The organism is Sphaerisporangium album, from assembly GCF_003323745.1.
Lineage (GTDB): Bacteria > Actinomycetota > Actinomycetes > Streptosporangiales > Streptosporangiaceae > Sphaerisporangium > Sphaerisporangium album.
In genome coordinates, this window is sequence record NZ_QOIL01000018.1 from 136,875 (window position 1) to 158,723 (window position 21,849).

Here is a 21,849-nt window from a genome sequence, read left to right on the forward strand (position 1 = left end):
GGGCGCGAGCCGGTTCTGCAGGTGCTCGTGCGGGGACAGCAGGACGCGGCCGGTGAGCGTGGCGGCTTCGCGGTGTACGGCCACTCGCCCGTCACGCGCTGCGCGCCGAGCGTGTGGGACCCGCTCGGCGTCACGTAGCCGAGGAGCGCGTCACGCGGTTCACCGCGGCCCTGGCGGGCGCCCGGGTCGACTCCTGCCATCGTGTCTGGTTCGAGCTCCACGAAGACCTCATCGCCACGCTCGGCCTCGACCGGCACGCGCACCCCTGAGCCCACGCTCCGCCGCCCCGCCTCCTCAATGGCCCTGTGGTCACCTGTCAGGTACGCCACCGAGCAATCGGTGCTGGTGCGGCCGGGGGGTTGGACTGGTGTGGCGCCGTGTCGTTGAATCGGGGGGTGGCTTCGGTGGCGCCTGCTGGTGATGACCGTGAGATGGACATGGGGTTGGTCCTGCACGTTCCCGGGCGGGAAGGGGTGGCGCCGCTGCTGTTGCGGGTGTGGGCGGCGGGGGACGTCCCGGAGCTGATCGAGGCCTATCGCGATCCGGTGATGCTGCGCTGGACCAGGTTCCACGTCCGGGACGAGCGTGATGCCGGGCAGTGGCTGGAGAAGCAGTGGAAGGGGTGGCGGGATGGCGACCGGTTGAGCTTCGCGGTGACCGAGCCGGACCCGGGGACCGGGGTCCATCGTCTGGTGGCGAACGTGGTGGTGAAGGGCCTGGTCGCGGGCGCGTCGTTCGCGGAGGTGGGTTACTGGACGGCTCGGGCGGCGCGTGGGCGGGGTGTGGCGGGGCGGGCTCTTGAGGCGTTGACGACCTGGGTGTTCGAGGCTCGGGGGCTGGAGGGCCTGCGTCTGCTGCATGAGGTGGGCAATCTGGCGTCGTGCCGTGTGGCGCGGAAGTGCGGGTACGTGCTGGAAGGGGTCGTGCCGGCCACGCCTCCGTTTCCGTGCGACGGGCACGTGCACGTCCGTCGCGCGCCGTGCTGACCCCGCGCCGGGGTGGCGCCCCTCTCCCTGTGGCGCGCGCCGCGGCGTGGGGTGTCACTGCCCCGCCCTGGGTGTGGGGTGGGGGTCAGGGTCTGGGGCGTGTGGCGAGTACGTCCAGGTAGTGCTGGTTGTACATCACGCCGAGGGTGTCCCCGAAGGGGTCGGTGACGGATGCGGTGACGAATCCAGGGCGGTCGACAAGGCCGCGTTCACGCTGTGCGCGGTGCGGTCGGCGGCGGCGCCCTGGTCTTCGTCGGTGACGTCGCAGACCAGGGAAGTCCTCCAGGTCCAGGGTGAGCGGGAGCAGAGAGGCCAGGTCACGGGCGGCGGGGCTGCCGTTCAAGGTGGCGTCGACAGGCTGCCCGTCGAGGGTGAAAGGGACGTCCATTGCGCTGTTCCTCGCGGACGGTGCGGAGGATGTCCCGCGCGGCGCGGTCGGCCGACGGGATGAGGCGGACGGCTCGGCTGGCGCGGTCACTGCGGCAAGACGAGGGAGGCGCGCGGCATGGACGGTCACTGTTCTTTCCGTCGTGTTAGCGGCTCGGCGTCGTGCTCGCAGAGCCGGGAGTCAGGCGGTGTCCGGGGCGGCGGCGTACTCGGCGTCGGTGACGGGGGTCAGCCAGTGCACGACATCGTGGTCGGCGTCGCCTTCGTTGATGGCCAGGTGGACCATCAGCCGGTTCGGTGCGGCGCCGTGCCAGTGCTCCTCATCGGCCTCGAACAGCACGCGGTCACCGGGCCGGATGACCTCGACCGGTCCGCCCCGGCGCTGGCACAGGCCGATCCCTTCGGTGACGAAGACGGTCTGGCCCAGCGAGTGGCGCTGCCAGTGGGTCCGCGCCCCAGGCATGAAGTGCACCAGGCTGGCGGTGACCCGGGACGGGGCGGGCGCCGCAGCGACGGCGTCGATGTAGACCTCGCCGGTGAACCAGTCCGCGGGGCCTTTGGTGGTGTCGATCGAGCTTCGCGTGATCTGCATGGTCGTTCCCTTTCCATAGCGTTGCGGGTGAGCCGGCGGGGACCGATGCGCGCGCGGTCGAGCGGGCGGCTGGGTGGGGCCCGGGTTGGTTAAGGCTGGAGGAGGGCCTTGATGGCGCTGCGCTCATCCATCGCCCGGTAGCCCTCGGCGACCTGGTCGAGGTGGAGGGTGAGGTCGAAGACCTTGCCCGGGTCGATCCGGCCGGTCAGGACGCGGTCGATCAGGTCGGGCAGGTAGCGGCGCACGGGAGCAGGGCCGCCGCGCAGGCCGACGTGGGAGAAGAACAACTCCTGCCCATCGAGCGCGACATCGTGGGGGACGCCGACAAAACCGACGTTGCCGCCCGGCCGCGCGGAGTGCAGGGCCTGCCGCATCGCCTCGGCGGTACCGACGCACTCCAGCACGCTGTCGGCGCCGATCCCGCCGGTCAGCTCCTTGATCTGGGCCACACCCTGCTCGCCGCGCTCGACGACGATGTCAGTCGCGCCGAATTGACGGGCCAGTTCCTGCCGGGGCTCGTGCCGGGACATGGCGATGATCTGTTCGGCGCCCATCTCCTTGGCCGCGATCACCGCGCACAGGCCGACCGCGCCGTCACCGACGACCACGGCGGTGGAGCCGGGCTCGACCTCGGCGGCGTCGGCGGCCCACCAGCCGGTGCCCATCACATCCGAGACCGCCAGAAGCCCCGGCCAGAACTCCTGACCGGGCACGCCATCGGTGGCGACGAGCGTGCCCTGGGCGTTGGGGATGCGAACGTAGTCGGCCTGGCAGGTGCTCATGAACTCCCGGTTCAGACAGCTGGACTGGAAGCCGTTACGGCAGTTGGCGCAGGTGTTGTCCGAGGTCGCGAACGACCCGACGACGAACTGTCCCGGCTTCACCGAGGTCACCTGCGATCCGACTTCTTCCACGAAGCCGACGTACTCATGCCCCATCGGATGCGCCGCATCAGTCGGCTCCGTGCCGCGGTAGGGCCACAGGTCCGAGCCGCACACGCAGGTCACCGCGGTACGGATGATCGCGTCGGTGGGGTGAAGGATCTTCGGGTCCTCCAGCGTCTCCAAGCGGATATCGCCGGGGGCATGGATCACTGCTCCGCGCATGAAGAGGTTCCTTTGCGTGATTAGACGGGTACGCGCCAGCAGGATGCTTGGCGGCACCGCGTGCGGTTGGGAGCCCAAGGCGTCAGGTAGCGGACCGCCCGGGCCGGGCGAGAGCCCCTCCGGTCACCGGCTTCACATCCGGCGGGAGCACCACACCTTCTAGGTAACACCTCGTGGGCGCGCGTAACCAGGCACGGCCAAGGGGTGTACTGGCAGTACATCCCTATAACCGCAGGTAGGACGTACCGTCGAGGGGTGGACATCCGTGAAGAGGTCCGCGAGTTCCTGACCTCGCGGCGCGCAAGGATCACCCCCGAGCAGGCCGGGCTGCCCTCCGGTTCCCGGCGCCGGGTGCCGGGGCTGCGCCGCAGCGAGGTCGCGGCCCTGGCCGACATGAGCGTCGAGTACTACGCCAAGCTCGAACGCGGCAACCTCGCCGGTGTCTCCCCGGCCGTCCTGGAAGCCCTCGCCCGCGCCCTGCGGCTCGACGACGCCGAACGCTCCCACCTGCTGAACCTGGCCCAGACCGCCGACGGTTCCGGCGCCCTCACCCGCCCCCGCCGCCGACGCACCAAGGACCAATGGAAGCCGCACCGCAGCCTGCAATGGACCCTGGACGCCATCACGGCAGGGCCGGCGTTCGTCCGCAACGGCCGCATGGACATCCTCGCCGCCAACCAGCTCGCCCGCGCCTTCTACACCGACCTCTACGCCACACCCGGCAACCAGGCGAACCTGGCCCGCTTCAACTTCCTCGACCCCGCCTCCCACCGCTTCTACCCCGACTGGGACCAGGCCGCCGACATCACCGTCGCCATCCTGCGCACCGAAGCCGGCCGCAACCCCCACGACAAGGACCTGCACGACCTCGTCGGCGAACTGTCCACCCGCAGCGACGAGTTCCGCACCCGCTGGGGCGCCCACAACGTCCGCCACCACGGCACCGGCACCAAACGCTTCCACCACCAGGCCGTCGGCGACCTCACCCTCGCCTACGAAGGCCTGGAAATGGCCGCCGAACCCGGCCTCAGCCTCACCATCTACACCGCCCAACCCGGCTCCCCCTTCGAAGAGGGCCTGCGCCTGCTCGCCTCCTGGGCCGCCACCCCCCACGCACCCTCACCCGCACCGCACCCCAGCAGCTGACCGTTCCCACCCCCACGGGCACAAAGCCGTTGGAGTACAACCGGAGACAGCCGACCGGCGCGACACTCCCTCGCGCGACGGTGCTGGTGGAGGCGCGGATCGGCGCGGAGCTTTCGGGGCGTTATGCCGGGGGGTGCTGAGTGGCGCGGGTGGCCTCGTCGACGATGTCGCGCATGGCGCGTTCGGCGGCGTGGGGGTCGCGGGCCTGGATGGCCTGGGCGACTTCGGCGTGCCAGCGGATGGCGGCGGGTTCGGGGTGGGCGGGCATGAGGTCGTGGCCGGTGCGGCCTTTGAGGACTTCGGCGACGACGTCGGCGAGTGCGGCGAGCATTTCGTTGCCGGAGGCGGCGAGCAGGGTGCGGTGGAAGAGGATGTCGGCGTCGAGGTAGGCGTGCAGGTCGCCGGATCTGCCGTGGACGGCCATCTGCATGACGGCGCCGGTGAGGGTGCCGCATTGCTCGGGGGTGGCGTGGTGGGCGGCGAGGGCGGCGGCGGCGGGTTCGACGCCGTGGCGTAGCTGGCCGAGGGAGAGCAGCAGGGCGGGGCGGTCGGTTCCGTTCAGGCGCCAGCGGATGAGGCGGGGGTCGAACAGGTTCCAGGCGGTGCGGGGGGCGACGGTGACGCCGACGCGGCGGCGGCTGGTGACCAGTCCCATGGATTCCAGGACGCGGATGGCTTCGCGGATGACGGATCGGGACGCGGTGAAGCGGGTTTCGAGTTGCTCGATGCGCAGGGTGTGGCCGGGGGGGAACTCGCCGGAGGTGATGCGGGTGCCTAGTTCGTCCAGGACGCGGTCGTGCTGGCCGGTATTGGTCTGGTCTTTGGTGCCCACGGTGGCCAATCCTGCCATGGGGCGGCGGGCGGGCTGCCCCCTCACCCTAAAGGTATGATTAATTGGCCGTTACCCCTTGATTACGGATGATTATTCGTGTCAGGCTGTGGCCAGTATCGTCCGGATTGGAGCCCCGATGACCTCCGTCGATCCCCCCACGCCTCCCCCCGCCTCCGCGCCTTCGGGTTCCCCGACTCCCCCAGGCGGCGGCGGGCAAACCTCCGCGGCGCCGCTGCTGGTGGTCATGGGGGTGACCGGGTCGGGCAAGACGACGGTGGGCGTGGCGCTGGGGCGGCGGCTGCGGGTCCCGTTCGCCGACGCCGACGACTTCCACAGCCCCGCCGGCATCGCCAAGATGTCCAAGGGCGTGGCGCTGACCGACGCCGACCGGCTGCCGTGGCTGCGGGCCATCGGCGGGTGGCTGGCCGCGCACGACGCCGGTGGCGGGGTGGTGAGCTGCTCGGCGCTCAAGCGTTCCTACCGGGACGTGCTGCGCGCGGCGGCGCCGCGGGTGGGCTTCGTGCACCTGGACGGCGACCAGGAGGAGGTCCGGCGGCGGGTGGCGGGCCGTCGGGGGCATTTCATGCCGGCCTCGCTGGTGGACTCGCAGTTCGCGGCCCTGGAGCCGCTGGGACCCGGCGAGCGCGGCATCGTGCTGGACCTGCGGCGCGGGGTGGAGGAGCTGGTCGAGGACTGTCTGGCCGCGGTCTCCCCCGCCCGTGGCGGGCCGGGGCCGTCCCTGCCCCCGCCGGGCGACCGGCGCGCGCGGTAGGGCCGCGCCGTGCCCCTTCCCCTCATGAATCCGTACACACACATGGACGTACACGTGGACACACACGCGGACGCGGTCCTCGCCCTGGGCGGCGCGGGCACGCGGGTGCTGGCGGCCTCGGCCCCGCACGTCGCTTCCGGGCGGCTGCTGGTGGCGGCGCTGGCGGGCATCGCGCTGATCGTGGTGGCGATCACCTGGCTGAAGCTGCACCCGTTCCTGAGCCTGACGCTGGGCTCGCTGCTGGTGGGCGCGGTCGCCGGGCTGCCGATGGCCGAGGTGGTCGACAGCTTCACCAAGGGCTTCGGCGGCACCGCCGCCGGGGTGGGCACGCTGATCGCGCTCGGCGCGATGTTCGGCGGGCTGCTGGCGGACTCCGGCGGCGCGGGCCGGATCGTCGACACGATCGTCGGCCGGTCGGGCAGCCGCGCGCTGCCGTGGGCGATGGCCGGGGTGGGCGCGCTGATCGGCCTGCCGATGTTCTTCGAGATCGGCCTGGTGCTGCTCATGCCGGTGGTGTTCCTGGTGTCGCGCCGTTCGGGGCTGCCGCTGCTGGCGGTGGGCATCCCGGCGCTGGCGGGACTGTCGGTCATGCACGGGCTGGTGCCGCCGCACCCGGGGCCACTGGTGGCGGTGGACGCGCTGAAGGCCGACCTCGGGCTCACGCTCGGGCTCGGGGTGCTGGTGGCGATCCCGACGGTGGCGGTCGCCGGGCCGCTGCTGGCCCGCTACGCCGCGCGGTGGGTGCGGGTGCCGGCGCCGGAGCTGTTCGCCGGCCCGGAGGAGCGGGCGCAGGACCAGGGGCGGCGCCCGTCGTTCGGGGCGACGGTGGCCACGGTGCTGCTGCCGGTGGCGCTGATGATGGGCAAGGCGGTGGCCGACCTGGTGGCCGCCGAGGGGGCCCCGGCGCGCACGGTGCTGGACTTCCTCGGCACGCCGCTGGTGGCGCTGCTGATCGCGGTCGTCGTGGCGATCTTCACTCTGGGCGCGGGCGCGGGCATGGACCGGGCGGGGATCGCCGCCTGCCCAGCGGGCGCTGCCGCCGATCGCCGGGGTGCTGCTGATCGTCGCGGCGGGCGGCGGGTTCAAGCAGACGCTGGTGGACAGCGGGATCGGCGGCCTGGTCGCCGAGTGGGTGCGCGGCAGCGGGCTTTCGGTGCTGCTGCTGGCCTGGCTGGTGGCGGTGCTGATCCGGCTGGCGACCGGGTCGGCGACGGTGGCGACGGTCACCGCCTCGGGCATCCTGGCGCCGCTGGTGCCCACGCTGGACACCGGGCAGACCTCGTTGCTGGTGCTGGCCATCGGCGCGGGGTCGCTGTTCTTCTCCCATGTCAACGACGCGGGGTTCTGGCTGGTCAAGGAGTACTTCGGGCTGAGCGTGGGGCAGAACCTGCGGACCTGGTCGGTCATGGAGACGGTGATCTCGGTCACCGGCCTGGTGCTCGTGCTCGGGCTGAGCGCGGTGATGGGCCCGATGCTCTGAGCGGGACCCCGGCCGTGCTGCGGCCGGGGCAGAGACAGGGCCGGGACGAGGGGCGACGAGGGGCTCTGACGTGCGCGGGGACGGAGGAGGCGTGCTAGCCTCACCAAGGACCGCCCCAAAACTGGACATTTTCCGTCTTGTGAGGGCGGGTGAACACGTCGTCGACGATGGGGCGAGGGCTCGGTGGAGATCGAACAGACCGCGCTGCCGGGCATCGGGCTCAAACACGAGTTCACCACCCAGTCGGGGCGCCGTATCGCGGTGGTGTCGCACCGCAGCGGCCGCCGGGACGTGGTGATCTACGACAAGCACGACCCCGACCGGGCGTGTGAGGCCGTCCAGCTCAACGACGAGGAGGCCGACGCCCTGGTGGAGCTGCTGGGCGCGCCCCGCATCGTCCAGCGGCTCAACGCCCTGCACCGCGAGGTGGAGGGCCTGGTCAGCGTCCAGCTTCTCATCGCCGAGGGCTCGCCCTACGCCGGGCGGCCGATGGGCGAGACCCGGGCCCGCACCCGTACCGGCGCCTCGATCGTGGCGGTGGTGCGCGGCGGGCAGGTGCACGCCAGCCCCGCGCCCGACTTCGGCCTGATGGCGGGGGACGTGGTGGTCGTGGTGGGCAGCCCGGAGAGCACGGCCGCGGTCGGCGACATCCTTTCCCACGGATAAGGCCGGCGTGCACACAGCGAGCATCTTCATCGAACTCGGCGGCATCGTTCTGGCTCTCGGTGTGCTCGGCGCGCTCGCGCTGCGCGCCGGCATCTCCCCCATCCCGCTGTACCTGCTGGCGGGGCTGGCGTTCGGGCAGGGGGGCATCCTGCCGCTGGCCACCAGTGAGGACTTCATCGCGGTGGGCGCCGAGCTCGGCGTGGTGCTGCTGCTGCTCACCCTGGGGCTGGAGTACAACGCCGACGAGCTGGTGACCAGCCTGCGGGGCAACGCCCGGGGCGGGCTGGTGGACCTGGTCCTGAACGCGGCCCCGGGGGCGGCGGCGGCGCTGCTGCTCGGGTGGGGGCCGGTGGCGGCGGTGGCGATGGCCGGGGTGACCTACGCGACCTCCTCGGGCATCACCGCCAAGGTGCTGTCGGATCTGGGGTGGATCGGCAACCGGGAGACGCCGGTGGTGCTGTCGCTGCTGGTGTTCGAGGATCTGACGATGGCGCTGTACCTGCCGATCCTGACGGCGATCCTGGCGGGGGTGAGCCTGGCGGTCGGGGCGGTGACGGTGGCGATCGCGCTGGCGACGGTCGGGGTCGTGCTGCTGGTGGCGCTCCGGTTCGGGCGGTTCATCGAGGCGTTCGTGGCCTCGCCCAACTCCGAGGTGCTGCTGCTGAAGGTGGTCGGGCTGGCGCTGGCGGTCGCCGGGGTCGCCCAGCAGCTTCAGGTGTCGGCGGCGGTCGGGGCGTTCCTGGTGGGGATCGCGCTGTCGGGCGAGCTGGCGCATGAGGCGCGGGCGCTGCTGATCCCGCTGCGGGACCTGTTCGCGGCGGTGTTCTTCGTGTTCTTCGGGCTGCAGACCGACCCAGCGGCGATCCTGCCGATGGCCGGGGTGGCGGGGCTGCTGGCGGTGGTGAGCATGGCGACCAAGCTGGCCACCGGCATGTACGCGGCGCGGCGCGCGGGGGTGGCGCGGGCCGGGCAGGCGCGGGCGGGTATCGCGCTGATCCCGCGCGGGGAGTTCAACATCGTGATCGCGGGGCTGGCGGTGGCGGCGGGGGCGCATCCCGATCTCGGGCCGCTTGCGGCGGGGTACGTGCTGATCCTGGCGGCGTTCGGGCCGCTGGCGGCGCGGCTGGTGCAGCCGTTGATCGCGCTGGTGGCCCGCCGCGCCTGACCCCCACCCATATATACGGACATTGCGGGCATTTCCGGCGTTCGGGTGGGGTACACCGACGGCATGGCCGAGTTTCTTACCGACATCCAGACCCTGCGCGAGCGCGCCCGGGCCGAGATGGACAAGGGCCCGGTGACCGAGGCATACGGCGCCGACCTGCCGCGGGTCGTCCAGGTGTGCAACGAGGCCCTGGCCACCGAGATCGTGTGCGTCCTGCGCTACAAGCGCCACTACTACACCGCCACCGGCATCCACGCCGAGCCGGTGGCCGCCGAGTTCCTGGAGCACGCCGCCGACGAGCAGCGCCACGCCGACCTGCTGGCCGAGCGCATCTCCCAGCTCGGCGGGGCCCCCGACTTCGACCCGGCCCGGCTCAGCGCCCGGTCCCACACCCAGTACGACGCGAGCCTGGACCTGATCGAGATGATCAAGGAGGATCTGATCGCCGAGCGGGTGGCCATCGCCTCCTACACCGAGATCGCCCAGTGGCTGGGCGACGGCGACCCGACCACGCGGCGGCTGTTCGAGGTGCTGCTGGCCGATGAGGAGGACCACGCCGACGACCTGGCCAACCTGCTGACCCGCCTGCCCGCCGAGGCCGGACGCCGCCCCGCCTGACCTCCGGGCGCCCGGACGGTCGGCCTATAGTGGATCACGGGGGCATCCCGGCCCGGTGAGCCGGCGTGGTGAGCCGGCGCGCGGCGGGCGTGCCCGCCGCCGTCCGACGTCGCGGGGAGGCATCCGGTCGTGTCCGTCCAGCTCAACCACACCATCGTCCACGCCGCCGACAAGGGGGCCTCGGCCGCCTTCCTGGCGCGCATCCTCGGCCTGGATGTGGGCGCGCCCTACGGGCCGTTCCTGCCGGTAGAGACCTCCAACGGCGTGACGCTGGACTTCGCCGACTCCCCCGCCGCCTCGATCACCCCCCAGCACTACGCGTTCCTGGTGAGCGAGGGGGAGTTCGACGCCATCTTCGCCCGCGTCCGCGAGGCCGGCCTGGACTACTGGGCCGGGCCCAGGCACCAGGGGCCCGGGCGGTTCAACCACAACGACGGCGGCCGCGGGGTGTACTTCGACGACCCCGACGGCCACTCCCTGGAGATCATCACCCGCCCCTACGGCAGCGGCGGCTGAGCCCGTTGCCCACCCGGGGCGGGTGCGGCGGCCGGTGACCCCGCGGGGGCTCAGCGGGCGGCCGGGTCGGTGTGCGGCCAGGTCCAGTCGCGGATCTCCGGCGAGTCCTCCCCGTGCTCGCGGGTGTAGGCGCGGGCGCGCAGGCGGTCGTCGGCCATCCGCTGGCGCAGATGGGCGCACCGCTCCCCCAGCCCCGGGACGCGGTCGATCACGTCCATCACCAGGTGGTAGCGGTCGATGTCGTTGAGCATGGCCATGTCGAACGGGGTGGTGGTCGTCCCCTCCTCCTTGTAGCCGCGCACGTGCAGGTTGTCGTGCCCGGTGCGCCGGTAGGTGAGGCGGTGGATCAGCCACGGGTAGCCGTGGAAGTTGAAGATCACCGGCTTGCCGGTGGTGAACAGGGCGTCGTACTCGGCGTCGGGCATGCCGTGCGGGTGCTCCGAGGGCGGTTGCAGGCGCATCAGGTCGACGACGTTGACCACGCGGACCCTCAGCTCGGGCAGGTGGCGGCGCAGCAGGTCGGCGGCGGCCAGCACCTCCAGGGTGGGCACGTCCCCGGCGCAGGCCAGCACCACGTCCGGCTCGGCGCCCTCGTCGGTGGAGGCCCACGGCAGGATGCCCACCCCGCGGGCGCAGTGGACGACCGCCTCGGGCATCGCCATCAGGTCCAGCACCGGCTGCTTGCCGGCGACCACCACGTTGACGTAGTCGCGCGAGCGCAGGCAGTGGTCGGCCACCGACAGCAGGCAGTTGGCGTCCGGCGGAAGGTACACCCGCACCACCGTGGCCTTCTTGTTGGAGACCACGTCCAGGAAGCCGGGGTCCTGGTGGCTGAACCCGTTGTGGTCCTGGCGCCACACGTGCGAGGACAGCAGGTAGTTCAGCGAGGCCACCGGCCGGCGCCAGGGGATCTTGCGGGAGGACTCCAGCCACTTGGCGTGCTGGTTGAACATCGAGTCCACGATGTGGATGAACGCCTCGTAGGAGGTGAACAGGCCGTGGCGGCCGGTCAGCAGGTAGCCCTCCAGCCAGCCCTGGCACAGGTGCTCGCTCAGCACCTCCATCACCCGGCCGTCGGGGGACAGGTGCTCGTCGGTGGGCAGCCGCGCGGCGTCCCAGGCGCGGCCGGTGACCTCGAACACCGCCGACAGCCGGTTGGAGGCGACCTCGTCCGGCCCCATCAGGCGGAAATCGGCCGGGTTGGCGGCGATGATGTCGCGCAGGAACCCGCCGAGCACGCGGGTGGGCTCGCTGGTGGCCGCGGCCGGGGCCTTGACCTCGGTGGCGTAGTCGCGGAAGTCGGGCATCACCAGGGGCTTGAGCAGCTCGCCGCCGTTGGCGTGCGGGTTGGCGCTCATCCGGCGCGGGCCGCGGGGCACCTGGGCGCGCAGCTCCTCCACCGGGCGGCCGTGGCCGTCGAACAGCTCGCCGGGCCGGTAGGAGCGCATCCACGCCTCCAGCTCCCGCAGGTGCTCGGGGTTGTCGCGCACCCCGCTCAGCGGCACCTGGTGCGAGCGCCAGGTGCCCTCCACCGGCAGGCCGTCGACCTCTTTGGGGCCCGTCCAGCCCTTGGGCGTCCGCAGGATGATCATGGGCGGGCGGTCCTCGGCGCCGGACTTCACCGCGGCGATCTGGTCGAAGACCACGTCCAGCGTCTCGGCCATCAGCCGGTGGGTCGCGGCGGGGTCCTCGCCGGAGACCAGGTGGGGGCGGTAGCCGTACCCCTGCATGAGGGCCAGCAGGTCGGCCTCGGGGATGCGGGCCAGCACCGTCGGGTTGGCGATCTTGTAGCCGTTGAGGTGCAGGATGGGCAGCACCGCCCCGTCCCGCTCCGGGTTGAGGAACTTGTTGGAGTGCCAGCTGGTGGCCAGCGGGCCGGTCTCCGCCTCGCCGTCGCCGACGACGCACGCCACGACCAGGCCGGGGTTGTCGAACGCGGCGCCGTAGGCGTGGGCCAGGGAGTAGCCGAGCTCGCCGCCCTCGTTGATCGACCCGGGGGTCTCGGGGGCGACGTGGCTGGGAATGCCGCCGGGGAAGGAGAACTGGCGGAACAGCCGGCGCATCCCGTCCTCGTCCTGGGACACCGAGGGGTAGACCTCCGAGTACGTGCCCTCCAGCCAGGCGTTGGCCACGGCCGCCGGGCCGCCGTGGCCGGGGCCGCAGATGTAGATCATGTCCTGGTCGCGTTCCCGGATGATCCGGTCCAGGTGGGCGAAGCAGAAGTTCAGGCCCGGTGTGGTCCCCCAGTGCCCGAGCAGGCGGGGCTTGACGTGCTCGGGCCGCAGCGGCTCGCGCAGCAGCGGGTTGTCCAGCAGGTAGATCTGGCCGACCGACAGGTAGTTGGCGGCGCGCCAGTAGGCGTCGATGCGCTCAAGCTCACTCATGCCTACGAGCGTTCCCGGCCGGGGGTGGTTATGCCAGAGACCTTGGTCCCGATCTGGCAGGGCCCTCGGCGGCCGCGCCTCGCGAGGCCGGAGGGGAGCCGGCGGGGTGGGCGGCGGGCGGGGCGTCCAGGGTGGCGGTGAGGCGGCGCAGGACCTGGCGCAGGGACGCCGGCTCGTGCCCCTACTCCAACGCCACGCGCGGCAACATCCCGGTCGAGTTCGTCGTCGAACAGGGCCCCGCGCGGGGCGCCGGCCCCCTGAGCGCCCCCGGCGGTCGCGGCGACACCGAAAACCCGGTGGGAAAATGTCGGAGGGGTTGGCTAGGGTCTGCACCGTGTCCGACCAACCTCTGATCTACGCGCGTGGCCTGGTCAAACGCTTCGGTGACTTCACCGCCGTGGACGGCATCGACCTGTCGGTCGCCCCCGGCGAGGCGTTCGGCTTCCTCGGCCCCAACGGCGCCGGGAAGTCCTCCACCATGCGCATGATCGGCTGCGTGTCCATGCCCACGTCCGGTGAGCTGCGCATCCTCGGCATGGACCCCGTCCGTGACGGCACCCGCATCCGCGCCCGGCTCGGGGTCTGCCCGCAGCTGGACAACCTCGACCCCGACCTCAGCGTGCGCGAGAACCTGCTCACCTACGCCCGCTACTTCGGCGTGCCCCGGGCCGAGGCCCGGCGCCGCGCCGACGAGCTGCTGGAGTTCGTGCAACTGGCCGACCGCGCCGGCAGCAAGGTCGATCCGCTGTCGGGCGGCATGAAACGCCGCCTGACCATCGCCCGCGCGATGGTCAACGACCCCGACCTGGTGCTCTTGGACGAGCCGACCACCGGCCTGGACCCCCAGGCGCGCCACCTGCTGTGGGAACGGCTGTTCCAGCTCAAGCGCCGCGGCACCACCCTGGTGCTCACCACCCACTACATGGACGAGGCCGAGCAGCTGTGCGACCGGCTGGTGGTCATGGACGGCGGCCGCATCGTCGCCGAGGGCTCGCCGCGCGCGCTCATCGAGACCTACTCCACCCCTGAGGTGGTCGAGCTGCGCTTCGGCGACGAACGCCCCGCCGACCTGGCCGGCAAGCTCGCCGGGGTGGGCACGCGCATCGACCCGCTGCCCGACCGGCTGCTGGTGTACGCCGCCGACGGCGACGCCGCCACCGCCGAGGTCCACCGGCGCGGCCTGACCCCCTCCAGCGTGCTGGTGCGCCGCTCCACCCTGGAGGACGTGTTCCTGCACCTCACCGGCCGCACCCTGGTCGACTGATGGCGATCCTGGCGACGCGGGTCAGCGCGCGTTCGACGCTGGCGGTGCTGGAGCGCGACCTCACCCTGTACCGGCGGCTGTGGCGGGCCTCGGTGTTCTCCTCCTTCGTGCTGCCGGTGCTGTTCCTGCTCAGCATCGGCCTGGGGGTCGGCGGCCACGTCGGCGACATCGGCGGGGTGAGCTACCTGGCCTGGATCGTCCCGGGCGTGATGGCCGCCACCGCCTTCCAGATGGCGGTCGGCGAGTGCACCTACCCCATCCTCGGCGACTTCAAGTGGACGCGCGGCTTCCACGCCATGCGCGCCACGCCTGTGGAGGCCGGCGACATGGTGTGCGGCTACCTGCTGTACATCCTGATCCGCGTCGAGATCGCCGCGGTGGTGTTCCTGGGTGTCTCGGCCCTGTTCGGGGCGCTGCGCTCTCCCTGGGCGCTGGTCACCCCGCTGGTGTGCGGCCTGGTGGCGCTGGCCACCGCCGCCCCCACCATGGCCTTCTCGGCCGGCGTCGACCACGACAGCTACTTCGCGCTGCTGTTCCGGTTCGTGATGATCCCCTCCACGCTGTTCGCCGGGGTGTTCTTCCCCGTCGGCCAGCTGCCCGCCGTGGTCCGGCCGCTGGCCTACCTGTCGCCGCTGTGGCACGGCGTCGAGCTCGACCGCGCCGCCACCCTGGGCGCCGCTCCCCCGTGGCCGGTGGCCGCGCACCTGGCCTACCTGCTGGTCTTCACGGCCGCCGGCATGCTCTGGGCCTTCCACGCCTTCGGCAGACGACTTCAGGACTGACACATGGTGACCACGATGATCGCCGCCCGGGTCTCCCCGGCCCGGGTCGGCGCGGTGTTCGGCCGAAACGTCGGGGCGCTGCGCTCGGGCCCCGCCTACTGGCTGGTGCTGCTGTCGGGGTTCTTCGAGCCCGTGCTGTACCTGCTGTCCATCGGCGTCGGCGTCGGCGCGCTCGTCGGCGACCTGCAGGTCGGCGACCGGTCACTGCCCTACGCCGCGTTCGTCGCCCCCGCGATGCTGGCGGTGTCGGCCATGTCCGGCGCGCTCGCCGAGACCACCTACAACTTCTTCTTCAAGATGAAGTACCAGAAGACCTTCGAGGCGGTCCTGGCCACCCCGGTGCGGCCCTTCGAGATCGCCGTCGGCGAGCTCGGCTGGGCCATGGTCCGCGGCTCCCTGTACACCGGGCTGTTCCTGGTCGTCATGGTCGCCCTCGGGCTGGCCGCGCCGCTGTGGGCGCTGGCGGCGTTCCCGGCCACCATCCTGGTCGGGCTGGCCTTCGGGTCGATCGGCATGGCGATCAGCACGCTGCTGCGCGGCTGGCAGGATTTCGACCTGATGTCCACCGGCCAGTTCGCCCTGTTCCTGTTCTCCGGCACCTTCTCCCCCGTCGGCGACTACCCGGCGGCGATGCAGGTGCTGATCCAGCTCACCCCGCTCTACCACGCGGTCGAGCTGGTCCGGGGAATCGCCATCGGCCAGATGGCCTGGGGGCTGCTCGCCCACGCCGCCTACCTGCTGGCCATGGTCGTGGGCGGCCTGCTGTTCGCCGCCCGCCGCCTGCAGCGCACCCTGTGCGAGTGAGGCTCGGTCAGCGGCGGAACGGCGTGACCTGGACGACGGCGCTGACGGGGAGCGGGCCGTAGATGTGGGGGAACGCCTCCTGTGCGCCTTCGGGGATCTCCCGCACCACCGGGCAGCCCACGAGCTCCTCGTCGATGGCCAGCACCACCAGCGGCTCGGTCACCTCGCCGTAGTACCGCCCCGCCACACCGCGCAACTGCTCCAGATCGGCGCAGGCGTGGATGAAGCCCTCCTGCGCCAGGGTCCGCCCCAGCGTGGAGACGCGGTACTCGCCCGCGTCGACCGCGGCCGTCCAGTCATCGGCCAGCGCCAGATGAAGAATCGTCACCGTCGACAGCGTAGATCACCCCACACCCCTGCGGACACGCCGGTTCCCACGCAAAGTGCTCCTCGGCCGCCCCCGCAGCCCCATGTCGCGTGTCGTCGAGCCGCGGGAGATCCCGCCGTCCGGCTCGCGGACCCCGTGACGGCGGTCACCGGGGGCGGAGGGACCTCAGCCGGCGCGACCAGGAGCGGACGGGGAAAGCGCGCGGAGGGCTCGGAGGAGGATCTCGCGGGCCTCCTGGGCGGCTTCGGGGCGGCCCTCCACCGCGTACTCCATCCACAGACCGGCCAGCAGTATGCCGATCATGCGCGCGGACGCGCGTCCGGAGGGGTATCCGGCGTGGTCGAGGACCTGGGCCACCAGGGCGTCGCACCCGTCGGTCCAGTCGCGCGCGATGGCCTGCAACGCCGGGTCGCGGCCGGCCTGCAGGTACAGCTCCCACAGGCCGAGCTGACGCAGCCGGTCGCCCTCACCTGCCCCCCGCGAGCCCGCCTGTGCCGGTGAGCCCCTCCCCGCGCCCGGGACGGCCCCCGGGCCCATCGCCGTGGCCAGGAGCGCCGCCAGGGACTCGGGATCGCGCGGCGTCCCCGGTTCCAGGCGGGCGCGCATCTCCCCCAGCTCGCGGACGACCAGCAGGGCGAACGCCTCGGACACCAGCTCGTCGCGCGAGGTGAAGTAGTAGGTCGTCGCGGCGAGCGGCAGCCCCGCGCGGCCGGCCACCGCCCGGTGGGTGACCGCGGTGAACCCGCCTTCCTCCAGCAGGCCCACCGCCGCCGCCAGCAGCGCCGCGCGCCGGCGCCGTCCCCGCTCCTGGGGCGGCCGCGCCGTCGTCCCCGAAGGCCCCGGTGCGTCAGGCGCGCAAGGGTGCCTTTGGGGGGAAGAGTGCCTTTCCGTCGTCATCGGCGCCCTCCACGGATCCGGTATCAGGACCATCGTTCCCCGGCGCCCCGCCGTCCGGACGGTCGCAGGACTCGTGCGCGGGACGGCGGGCGGCCGGAAGGACCGGCCCGGGAGGCAGACGCCCCCGCCCGCTCGGGTGCGCGGAGGCCGCGGCCGGGCCGGTCAATGGGCGCCGGCCAGGTTGAGCAGGACCACCCCGGCGATGATCAGGACGATACCCCCGGCCTTGGCGAGGTTCATGGCCTCGCCCAGGAACAGCGCCCCGATCACGGCGATGGCGGCGGTTCCGACGCCCGACCACACCGCGTAGGCGACGCCGATCTCCATCTGCAGCTTCAAGGCGCGGGCCAGCAGGGCGAACGAGGTGACGTAGCCGACGACGACCACCACCGCCCAGCCCTTGTGGGCGAAGCCGTCGCTCAGTTTGAGCGCCGTGGTCGCCAGCACCTCCGAAGCGATCGCGGCGGCGAGCAGCAACCACGCCATGACAACCGGCCTCCATGATCCTGACCGGCTGCGGATACCGGTACGTCCGTACCAGTTTAGTGGAATGGGGGGATATTTGCCCGATTGCGCGGTTTCCGGGATCGCCGTGGGGGTGAAGGGCCGCGCCGGACGCCCAGAAGGCGGACGCTCCCCACGAGGCTTCGGCAACGTCCCGCCGTTCAGACGGCTCCTGGCGACTCCTGGCACGACACGGCCGGGTCGGCATGGGACCTGTGGTGCCCGGCCGATCCGGCGACCCCGGGGAGCGTGCGGCGCGTCCCGGGCGGGCCGGCGGATCCGGCCGCCGCCCGAGCCCCGCACCGCCGGACCTGCCCGGTGACCAGGACCAAGTGCTACCGGGCGACCGCGACGTCCCGGGCGGGCGGCCGCGGGCGGCCACGGCGTGAAGCCGAACGGTCACGGCGCGCGGAGCCTTCCGGGCCGTGTCTCGGCGGTGCGTTCGCTTGCCACGGGTATCGAATGCGTGTTCCACTATCAGTCATGCGTTTCGACGCCCTTCCCCTTGTCGAGAGCACCCCCGCGACCCGGCCGCGAATCGAGCGGCGGGCGGTCCGCCGCGCCTCGGGTGCCACGACCTTCTACGAGGTGCCGTCCCGCACGATCATCGACCGGGTCCCCGAGGCCGTGGGCCTCGGCGTGTCCTGGGCGGTCAGCCCCTACCGCGGCTGCGCGCACGCGTGCCTGTACTGCGCGGCCCGCGGCGGTCACCGCCAGCTCGGCCTGGACGGCGAGCGCGACTTCGGCTCGGCCATCGTGGTGAAGACCGACGCGGCCAAGCGGCTGCGGGCCGAGCTGGCCGCGCCGCGCTGGAAGGGCGAGCCGGTGGGCATCGGCTTCAGCGGCGACTGCTACCAGGAGGCCGAGCAGGTCTACCGGCTGATGCCCGGCATCATCGCGGCGCTGCGCGACGCCGGGAACCCGTTTCGCGTGATGACCAAGAGCGCGCTGGTGCTGCGGGACGCCGAGCTGCTGGCCGGGGCCGCCGAGGTGGCCCAGGTCGAGGCGCGGGTGTCGATCGGGTTCGTGGACGACCGGCTGCGCCGCGCGGTCGAGCCCGGCGCGCCCAGCGCGCAGAAGCGCCTGGAGCTGTGCGCCGAGCTGGGCGAGCGCGGGGTGCCGTGCGGGGTGCTGATGGGCCCCATCCTGCCGTGCCTGACCGACTCCGAGGACCAGCTGCGGGCGGTGGTGCGCCGCGTGGCCGAGGCCGGAGCCGTGAGCCTCACCCCGATGGTCCTGCAACTGCCCCCCGGGGCGCGGGAGTGGTACCTGCGCTGGCTGGCCGAGGAGCACCCCCGGCTGCTGCCGCGCTACGAGGAGCTGTACGCCGGCGGTCCGCTCGCCGGCGAGGACTATCGCCGGCGCGTGGTCGGCCGGGTGAACGAGCTGGCCCGCCTGTACGGCATCGGCGCCCGGCGCGCCCCCTGGCAGGCCCAGCGGTCCGCCGACCGCCAGCTCGCCCTGCTGTAGGCGTGCCCATTCCGCCTGCGGGTGCGGGGCCCCCGCCGCACCGGTGCGGGTCCCGGGGCGCACGCCCGCTGGTACCGCCACGTCGCCTCGGACGGCGCCTGGCATCCTCTCCGCGCCCCGGCGGACCGCCGTCACCACCGGCCCCCGCACCGCCGCGTCGGGACCGACAGGTCCGGTAAATGGGTGGAGCCCTGCCGGGCGGTCCGGTAGCGTCCGCAGCCGGACAGCGGTGCCTGTGAGGAGGTCTGGTGGGGGTCTTCACCGACGAGGAGCTCGGGCGGTTCGTGCGCGACGGTTTCCTGCCGCTGCGCGAGGCCTTCCCCCGCGAGGTGGCCGACCGGGCGCGCGGCCTGCTATGGAAGAAGATCGGCCTGAGCCCCGGCGAGCCTTCCGGCTGGACCGAGCCGGTGCGCTGGGCGGCCGACGACCACGGCCACGGCGCCCTGGGCGAGGCGATCCGCTCGCCCCGGCTGCACGCCGCCCTGGACCAGATCGCCGGCGCGGGCCGCTGGTTCCCCCGGGGGTCGGTCGGCAACGCGCCCGTCCGCTTTCCCGGCCTGCCACCTGCCGACGACACCGGCTGGCACCTCGACTCCTGTGTCCCGCGCCCCGACGGATCGTGGGGGGTGGCCCTGGGCGCCAGGACCATGCTGCTGCTGATGCTGTACTCCGAGGTCGGCCCGGACGACGCGCCGACCCGCATCCGGGTGGGCTCGCACCTGGACGTGCCGGCCGTGCTGGAGCCCCACGGCCAGGACGGCCCGGCGTTCGCCGAGCTGTACCCGGCGGTGGTGGACGCCACCGCCGCCCGCCCGCAGGTCCTGGCCACCGGCGCGCCGGGCGACGCCTTCCTGTGCCACCCGTTCCTGGTGCACGCCGCGCAGGCCCACCGGGGCACCGAGCCGAGGTTCATGTCCCAGACGCCCGTCCTGCTGCGCGAGCCGCTGGCCGTGCACCGGCCGGACGGCGCGTACTCGCCGCTGGAGACGGCCGTCCGCCAGGGCCTGGGCGCCTGAGGAGACACCGGCCCGCGCGGACGGCCAGACCCGCCCCCGGCTACGGGCGGAAGGTGACCTCCGGGTCGCGGCCGCCGGGGAGGCGCTGCCGGCTCCCCGCGTCACCCGCCGCCTGATCGCCGAGTTCGCCGACCGGCCCCGCCGCGCGGGTGAAGCTGCCCGGCGCCCTGCAACCGCACGGGCCGCTTCGGAGTCGTGATCACGTGGCTGGAAAAGGATTGGACGGCGCGATGCTCGGGCTTGTAGCTTGCGGTTGACCGTGACACCGCCCGAGGAGGTGAGACCCATGAACGCTGTATCGATGTGGGTGCTCCCCCTTCCCGTCACGGCCGGGCGATTGACGTAGGTGTCGCCGGGAGCGCCTCGCCAACAAGGCACTCCCGAAAGGCAACACCTATGCACTCTCCGCGGGTCACCCCCGAGCCGTCGTCGAACGATACGGTCGAGCGCGACTTCACCGCGCGCGACGTCCCCGGACTCCGGTCGCCGGCCTCCGGCGCCGATCGCGCGCCCCTCATGTTCGACGTGATCATCGCCGGGTGCGGGCCGACTGGTGCGATGCTCGCCGCCGAACTGCGGCTGCACGATGTACGGGTACTCGTACTTGAGAAGGAAACCGCGCCCAAGTCGTTCGTCCGCATAGTCGGCCTGCATATCCGCAGTCTCGAGCTGATGGCGATGCGCGGACTGCTGGATCGCGTTCTCGAACACGGAAGACAGCGACCGGCCGCCGGTTTCTTCGCCGCCATCACCAAACCCGTGCCCCAGGGCCTGGATTCCGCGTACGCCTATCTGCTGGGCATCCCGCAGCCGGTCATCGTTCACCTGCTCGAAGAACATGCGGTCGAACTGGGTGCGCAGGTCCGGCGCGGTTGCGCGGTCGCCGGTTTCGCGCAGGACGACGAGGGTGTGACCGTCGAGCTGGCCGACGGGGAACAGCTGCGTTCGCGCTATCTCGTCGGCTGTGACGGCGCGCGCAGTACGGTGCGCAAACTGCTCGGCATCGGCTTCCCCGGCGAGCCCTCACGGTCCGACACGCTGATGGGCGAGATGGAAGTGGGTGTACCGCAGGAAGAGATCGCCGCCAAGGTGACCGAAATCAGCGAGACCACGAAGCGATTCTGGCTCAGGCCCTTCGGCGAAGGGATCTACAGCGTCGTAGTCCCCGCCGCGGGAGTCAGCGACCGCGCGGAACCACCCACCCTTGAGGATTTCAAACAACAGTTGCGCGCCATCGCCGGAACCGATTTCGGCGTGCACTCCCCGCGCTGGTTGTCCCGCTTCGGGGATGCGACCCGGCTGGCCGAACGTTATCGGGTCGGGCGGGTGCTGCTGGCCGGCGATGCGGCACACATCCATCCACCCACCGGCGGACAGGGCCTCAACCTGGGCGTCCAGGACGCATTCAACCTCGGCTGGAAACTGGCCGCACAGATCCGCGGCTGGGCCCCGGAAACTCTGCTGGACACCTACCAGGCCGAACGTCATCCGGTCGCCGAGGACGTGCTGGACAACACCCGCGCCCAGATGGAACTGCTGTCCACCGAACCGGGCCCGCAGGCCGTGCGCAGGCTGCTCACCGAGCTGATGGACTTCGACGAGGTGAACCGCCATCTGATCGAGAAGATCACCGCGATCGGCATCCGCTACGACTTCGGCGAAGGCCCCGACCTGCTCGGCCGCCGCCTGCGCGACATCGACGTGAAACAGGGCCACCTCTACGGTCTGCTGCATCGCGGCCGCGGCCTGCTACTGGACCGTACCGAACGCCTGACCGTCGGCGGCTGGTCAGACCGGGTCGATTACCTCGCGGATCCCACTGCGGTACTGGATGTTCCGTGCGTCCTGCTACGCCCCGACGGCCATGTCGCCTGGATCGGCGACGATCAGCAGGACCTGGACGGCCACCTCGCCCGCTGGTTCGGCAAGCCCGCCGACTGATTTCGCCTGAGCAACCGAAAAGGCCCGTGAGGAGGATCGGAACAGCCAGGAGCGGTGTCCAGCACCAGGGAACCGAGGACGCCGGCGCGCACCCGCCACCGGCGCCGCACGACTCGGTCGCGTTGGCCGTGGCCAGGAGTCTGTCAGATCACAACGTATGACCTGACAGTCGAGGTTGGAGGCCGCCTCGCCA

Annotated in this window: 23 protein-coding genes and 1 pseudogene; 16 read left to right on the top strand and 8 right to left on the bottom strand. The window is 72.3% G+C overall.

The features are described 5' to 3' along the window. The first annotated feature begins 113 nt into the window (after positions 1-113). The gene (locus DQ384_RS43180) at positions 114-269 is read left to right on the top strand and encodes a hypothetical protein (RefSeq protein ID WP_245966848.1); all 156 of its coding nucleotides are present in this window, start codon (positions 114-116) and stop codon (positions 267-269) included. A gap of 162 nt (positions 270-431) precedes the next feature. After that, positions 432-986: a GNAT family N-acetyltransferase gene (locus DQ384_RS28710; protein ID WP_114031993.1), complete on the top strand. Its 555-nt coding sequence runs from the start codon at positions 432-434 to the stop codon at positions 984-986. 85 nt (positions 987-1,071) lie between these two features. Here DQ384_RS28710 and DQ384_RS43185 read toward each other — a convergent pair whose 3' ends face one another. The 3 genes from DQ384_RS43185 to DQ384_RS28725 all read right to left on the bottom strand — a co-directional run bounded on the left by DQ384_RS43185 (position 1,072) and on the right by DQ384_RS28725 (position 3,071). Beyond that, positions 1,072-1,374, bottom strand: coding sequence for a cyclophilin-like fold protein (locus tag DQ384_RS43185; protein ID WP_245966849.1), 303 nt, complete (start codon positions 1,372-1,374; stop codon positions 1,072-1,074). 180 nt (positions 1,375-1,554) lie between these two features. Then, entirely contained in the window at positions 1,555-1,965 is a 411-nt protein-coding gene (locus tag DQ384_RS28720; protein ID WP_114031994.1) for a (R)-mandelonitrile lyase, read from the bottom strand. Between the two features lie 89 nt (positions 1,966-2,054). Further along, on the bottom strand, positions 2,055-3,071 hold the full coding sequence (locus DQ384_RS28725; protein WP_114031995.1) for a zinc-dependent alcohol dehydrogenase family protein: 1,017 nt from the start codon (positions 3,069-3,071) through the stop codon (positions 2,055-2,057). 255 nt (positions 3,072-3,326) lie between these two features. Between DQ384_RS28725 and DQ384_RS28730 the strand changes: the two genes are divergently transcribed. Beyond that, complete coding sequence (locus tag DQ384_RS28730; protein WP_114031996.1) at positions 3,327-4,217, top strand: helix-turn-helix transcriptional regulator; 891 nt, start codon at positions 3,327-3,329, stop codon at positions 4,215-4,217. A 121-nt stretch (positions 4,218-4,338) separates the two neighbouring features. On the opposite strand, the gene DQ384_RS28735 is transcribed toward DQ384_RS28730, so the two are convergent. Beyond that, positions 4,339-5,049, bottom strand: a complete 711-nt coding sequence (locus tag DQ384_RS28735; protein ID WP_220183185.1) for a FadR/GntR family transcriptional regulator — start codon at positions 5,047-5,049, stop codon at positions 4,339-4,341. Positions 5,050-5,293: 244 nt separating this feature from the next. Here DQ384_RS28735 and DQ384_RS28740 point away from each other — a divergent pair, with 244 nt between their 5' ends. The 7 genes and pseudogenes from DQ384_RS28740 (at position 5,294) to DQ384_RS28765 (ending at position 10,266) form a co-directional block, all read left to right on the top strand. After that, entirely contained in the window at positions 5,294-5,821 is a 528-nt protein-coding gene (locus DQ384_RS28740; RefSeq protein WP_245966856.1) for a gluconokinase, read from the top strand. A gap of 42 nt (positions 5,822-5,863) precedes the next feature. Then, positions 5,864-6,775, top strand: a pseudogene (locus DQ384_RS44000) (GntP family permease); the annotation flags it as partial. Positions 6,776-6,872: 97 nt separating this feature from the next. Then, positions 6,873-7,301 carry a GntP family permease gene (locus DQ384_RS44005; protein ID WP_342769464.1) on the top strand — a complete coding sequence of 143 codons (429 nt, stop codon included), beginning with the start codon at positions 6,873-6,875 and terminating at the stop codon, positions 7,299-7,301. 183 nt (positions 7,302-7,484) lie between these two features. Beyond that, complete coding sequence (locus DQ384_RS28750; RefSeq protein WP_114031999.1) at positions 7,485-7,967, top strand: cation:proton antiporter regulatory subunit; 483 nt, start codon at positions 7,485-7,487, stop codon at positions 7,965-7,967. Between the two features lie 7 nt (positions 7,968-7,974). Continuing rightward, positions 7,975-9,132 (top strand): cation:proton antiporter, encoded by a 1,158-nt coding sequence (locus DQ384_RS28755; protein ID WP_114032000.1) that lies wholly within the window; start codon positions 7,975-7,977, stop codon positions 9,130-9,132. 63 nt (positions 9,133-9,195) lie between these two features. Then, positions 9,196-9,750 (top strand): ferritin-like domain-containing protein, encoded by a 555-nt coding sequence (locus DQ384_RS28760; RefSeq protein ID WP_114032047.1) that lies wholly within the window; start codon positions 9,196-9,198, stop codon positions 9,748-9,750. A gap of 129 nt (positions 9,751-9,879) precedes the next feature. After that, positions 9,880-10,266: a VOC family protein gene (locus DQ384_RS28765; protein ID WP_114032001.1), complete on the top strand. Its 387-nt coding sequence runs from the start codon at positions 9,880-9,882 to the stop codon at positions 10,264-10,266. Between the two features lie 50 nt (positions 10,267-10,316). On the opposite strand, the gene DQ384_RS28770 is transcribed toward DQ384_RS28765, so the two are convergent. Further along, entirely contained in the window at positions 10,317-12,650 is a 2,334-nt protein-coding gene (locus tag DQ384_RS28770; protein ID WP_114032002.1) for a phosphoketolase family protein, read from the bottom strand. Positions 12,651-12,984: 334 nt separating this feature from the next. Here DQ384_RS28770 and DQ384_RS28775 point away from each other — a divergent pair, with 334 nt between their 5' ends. From DQ384_RS28775 to DQ384_RS28785, 3 genes are read left to right on the top strand one after another with little or no spacing between them, the layout of a single operon-like run. Then, on the top strand, positions 12,985-13,914 hold the full coding sequence (locus tag DQ384_RS28775; RefSeq protein ID WP_220183187.1) for an ABC transporter ATP-binding protein: 930 nt from the start codon (positions 12,985-12,987) through the stop codon (positions 13,912-13,914). Further along, complete coding sequence (locus DQ384_RS28780) at positions 13,914-14,696, top strand: ABC transporter permease (protein WP_114032004.1); 783 nt, start codon at positions 13,914-13,916, stop codon at positions 14,694-14,696. The genes DQ384_RS28775 and DQ384_RS28780 overlap by 1 nt, the downstream gene beginning before the upstream one ends. A 3-nt stretch (positions 14,697-14,699) precedes the next feature. Then, a complete protein-coding gene (locus DQ384_RS28785) occupies positions 14,700-15,500 on the top strand; it encodes an ABC transporter permease (RefSeq protein ID WP_114032005.1) in 801 nt (266 codons plus the stop codon). 7 nt (positions 15,501-15,507) lie between these two features. Here the strand turns inward: DQ384_RS28785 and DQ384_RS28790 are convergent, their stop codons facing one another. The 3 genes from DQ384_RS28790 to DQ384_RS28800 form a co-directional block, all read right to left on the bottom strand. Continuing rightward, positions 15,508-15,828 carry a DUF952 domain-containing protein gene (locus DQ384_RS28790; RefSeq protein WP_114032006.1) on the bottom strand — a complete coding sequence of 107 codons (321 nt, stop codon included), beginning with the start codon at positions 15,826-15,828 and terminating at the stop codon, positions 15,508-15,510. A gap of 165 nt (positions 15,829-15,993) precedes the next feature. Beyond that, on the bottom strand, positions 15,994-16,758 hold the full coding sequence (locus DQ384_RS41625) for a TetR/AcrR family transcriptional regulator (protein ID WP_342769461.1): 765 nt from the start codon (positions 16,756-16,758) through the stop codon (positions 15,994-15,996). 129 nt (positions 16,759-16,887) lie between these two features. Next, positions 16,888-17,211, bottom strand: a complete 324-nt coding sequence (locus DQ384_RS28800) for a DMT family transporter (protein ID WP_114032007.1) — start codon at positions 17,209-17,211, stop codon at positions 16,888-16,890. A 501-nt stretch (positions 17,212-17,712) separates the two neighbouring features. Between DQ384_RS28800 and DQ384_RS28805 the strand changes: the two genes are divergently transcribed. The 3 genes from DQ384_RS28805 (at position 17,713) to rox (ending at position 21,656) form a co-directional block, all read left to right on the top strand. After that, a complete protein-coding gene (locus DQ384_RS28805) occupies positions 17,713-18,699 on the top strand; it encodes a radical SAM protein (RefSeq protein WP_245966850.1) in 987 nt (328 codons plus the stop codon). A gap of 248 nt (positions 18,700-18,947) precedes the next feature. Then, positions 18,948-19,715: a phytanoyl-CoA dioxygenase family protein gene (locus DQ384_RS28810; RefSeq protein ID WP_114032008.1), complete on the top strand. Its 768-nt coding sequence runs from the start codon at positions 18,948-18,950 to the stop codon at positions 19,713-19,715. A 516-nt stretch (positions 19,716-20,231) separates the two neighbouring features. After that, on the top strand, positions 20,232-21,656 hold the full coding sequence (rox, locus tag DQ384_RS28815) for a rifampin monooxygenase (RefSeq protein WP_220183195.1): 1,425 nt from the start codon (positions 20,232-20,234) through the stop codon (positions 21,654-21,656). Positions 21,657-21,849 lie beyond the last annotated feature (193 nt).

Coding starts and splice junctions, on each gene's coding strand:
- DQ384_RS43185 (WP_245966849.1), bottom strand. CDS start 1,374: ATGGACGTCCCTTTCACCCTCGACGGGCAGCCTGTCGACGCCACCTTG.
- DQ384_RS28805 (WP_245966850.1), top strand. CDS start 17,713: ATGCGTTTCGACGCCCTTCCCCTTGTCGAGAGCACCCCCGCGACCCGG.
- DQ384_RS28785 (WP_114032005.1), top strand. CDS start 14,700: ATGGTGACCACGATGATCGCCGCCCGGGTCTCCCCGGCCCGGGTCGGC.
- DQ384_RS41625 (WP_342769461.1), bottom strand. CDS start 16,758: ATGGTCCTGATACCGGATCCGTGGAGGGCGCCGATGACGACGGAAAGG.
- DQ384_RS28780 (WP_114032004.1), top strand. CDS start 13,914: ATGGCGATCCTGGCGACGCGGGTCAGCGCGCGTTCGACGCTGGCGGTG.
- DQ384_RS28740 (WP_245966856.1), top strand. CDS start 5,294: ATGGGGGTGACCGGGTCGGGCAAGACGACGGTGGGCGTGGCGCTGGGG.
- DQ384_RS28800 (WP_114032007.1), bottom strand. CDS start 17,211: ATGGCGTGGTTGCTGCTCGCCGCCGCGATCGCTTCGGAGGTGCTGGCG.
- DQ384_RS28770 (WP_114032002.1), bottom strand. CDS start 12,650: ATGAGTGAGCTTGAGCGCATCGACGCCTACTGGCGCGCCGCCAACTAC.
- rox (WP_220183195.1), top strand. CDS start 20,232: ATGTTCGACGTGATCATCGCCGGGTGCGGGCCGACTGGTGCGATGCTC.
- DQ384_RS28720 (WP_114031994.1), bottom strand. CDS start 1,965: ATGCAGATCACGCGAAGCTCGATCGACACCACCAAAGGCCCCGCGGAC.
- DQ384_RS28725 (WP_114031995.1), bottom strand. CDS start 3,071: ATGCGCGGAGCAGTGATCCATGCCCCCGGCGATATCCGCTTGGAGACG.
- DQ384_RS28710 (WP_114031993.1), top strand. CDS start 432: ATGGACATGGGGTTGGTCCTGCACGTTCCCGGGCGGGAAGGGGTGGCG.
- DQ384_RS28760 (WP_114032047.1), top strand. CDS start 9,196: ATGGCCGAGTTTCTTACCGACATCCAGACCCTGCGCGAGCGCGCCCGG.